This is a genomic window from Mesorhizobium sp. M1A.F.Ca.IN.020.06.1.1 (assembly GCF_004023265.1).
Classification (GTDB): domain Bacteria; phylum Pseudomonadota; class Alphaproteobacteria; order Rhizobiales; family Rhizobiaceae; genus Mesorhizobium.
On sequence record NZ_RZSR01001148.1, the window covers coordinates 1 to 1,668 of the forward strand.

Consider the following 1,668-nt stretch of genomic DNA (forward strand, 5'->3'; position numbering starts at 1 on the left):
GCCGGCGGCCTGAATGCCAGCCGCGCGGCCTTCGGCAATCGCTTCCGCGGTCGAGAAACTGCCGGTGAAGGCGCCGGCGCCGATCCAGCGCTGCGTCGGCTGCGGCGGCAGGAAGGCCTGCCTGGCAGGGTTCCATATGGCCCTGGCTCCAGCCTGGCTGGCGAGATGGATCGTCGGCGACCAGCCACCCGACATCAACAGGCAGTCGGCATGGATGCTGCGCTCGTCGCCGCTCAGCGCGCCGTTCATCAATTCGAAGCGCCGCACCTTGAGACCGGTGAGCGCCTTGCCGCCTTCGGTCGCAACTACGGCATGGCCGGCAAGCAGCTCTGCTTCGGCCTGGCTCGCCAGCCTGCTCATCTCGTTCGACACGTCGCTGCGGACATCGACGATGGCCACGACGGCGGCCCCGGCCTTCTTCAGTGCAACGGCGGAACGATAGGCGCTGTCATTGTTGGTGAACAGTGCGATGCGTTCACCGGGCAGCACGCCATATTCATTGGCGTAGCGTTCGGCCGCATGCGCCAGCATGACGCCCGGACGATCGTTGCCGGGGAATACCAGCGGACGCTCGAAGGAGCCGGTGGCGAGAACCACCGTTTTGGCGCGGATCGCCCAGTAGCGCTGGCGCGGCTCGCCCTTGGCCGGAACTTCCTTGTGGTCCGTCACCCGTTCGAGCGCGGCCAGCGTGTTGCCGTCGTAATAGCCCCACACCGTCGTGCGCGGCAGAAGGCGGACATTGTCATTGCCTTCGAGCTGGCCGACGATGCGCGCCGCCCAGTCGGCTGCCGACGCCCCGTCGATGGTTTCGCCCGACCAGTTGGCGGAGCCGCCGAACTTTGCCTCGAGCTCGGCCAGGATCACGCGGGCGCCCTGGTCGGCCGCGGCCTTCGCCGCCATCAGCCCGGCCGGGCCGGAACCGACGACCAGCACGTCGCAGAAGGCGTTCATGCGCTCGTAGCGCGAGGTATCGGGCGCGGTGCCGGCTCTGCCGAGGCCGGCGGCGCGGCGGATGAAATGCTCGCAGAACATCCAGAAGCGCGTGCCTTTCAACGGGCCGATCACCGGTCCCATGAAGGTCTTGTAATAGAAGCCGGCCGACAGGAGCTTGCCGCCGAGCTGGTTGAGCGCGCCGATATCCCAGGCGAGCGAGGGGGAGCGGTTCTGGCTGACCGCGACGAGCCCGTCATAGATCTCGACCATGGTGGCGGGAATGTTGGGCTCGCGCACCTCGCCGCGCAGCACCGTCACCAGAGCGTTCGGTTCCTCGACGCCGGCGGCGAGCAGGCCGCGCGGGCGATGGTATTTGAACGAACGGCCGAACAGCGTCACGCCGTTGGCGAGCAGCGCCGAAGCGAGCGTGTCGCGGGCGTGTCCGGTATAGCGCGCGCCGTCGAAGGTGAAGCGGATGGTGCGCAGCCGGTCGATGCGGCCGCCGGTTTCTGTGCGGCGAGGGCTCACTGGTGGCCTCCCGCTTTGTGGCCCGCGGACTTGTGTCCGCCACGGGCAAAGGCAGTGCTCAAGATTTCATGGGTTAAGGTGTTTCGCACCACCCGCAGATGCGCGCGGCAGCCGCCGGAATGCTGCCAGATCTCATTGTGGTCGCCGGCCGGGTTCAGCCGGTCGTAGACATAGGCATTCCAGGCGTCGAGATCCTGCGAGGCAGGC

The 1,668-nt window shown here is 67.7% G+C and carries 2 protein-coding genes; both read right to left on the bottom strand.

Going from position 1 to position 1,668, the window contains the following annotated elements; translation table 11 throughout:
- A partial coding sequence (locus tag EOA60_RS31900) for a 2Fe-2S iron-sulfur cluster-binding protein (RefSeq protein ID WP_128312547.1) occupies positions 1-1,461 on the bottom strand: 1,461 nt, incomplete at its 3' end.
- Positions 1,458-1,668, bottom strand: a 211-nt coding sequence (locus tag EOA60_RS31905) for a sarcosine oxidase subunit delta (RefSeq protein ID WP_128312549.1), incomplete at its 5' end; no start/stop codon positions are given. The genes EOA60_RS31900 and EOA60_RS31905, both read right to left, overlap by 4 nt.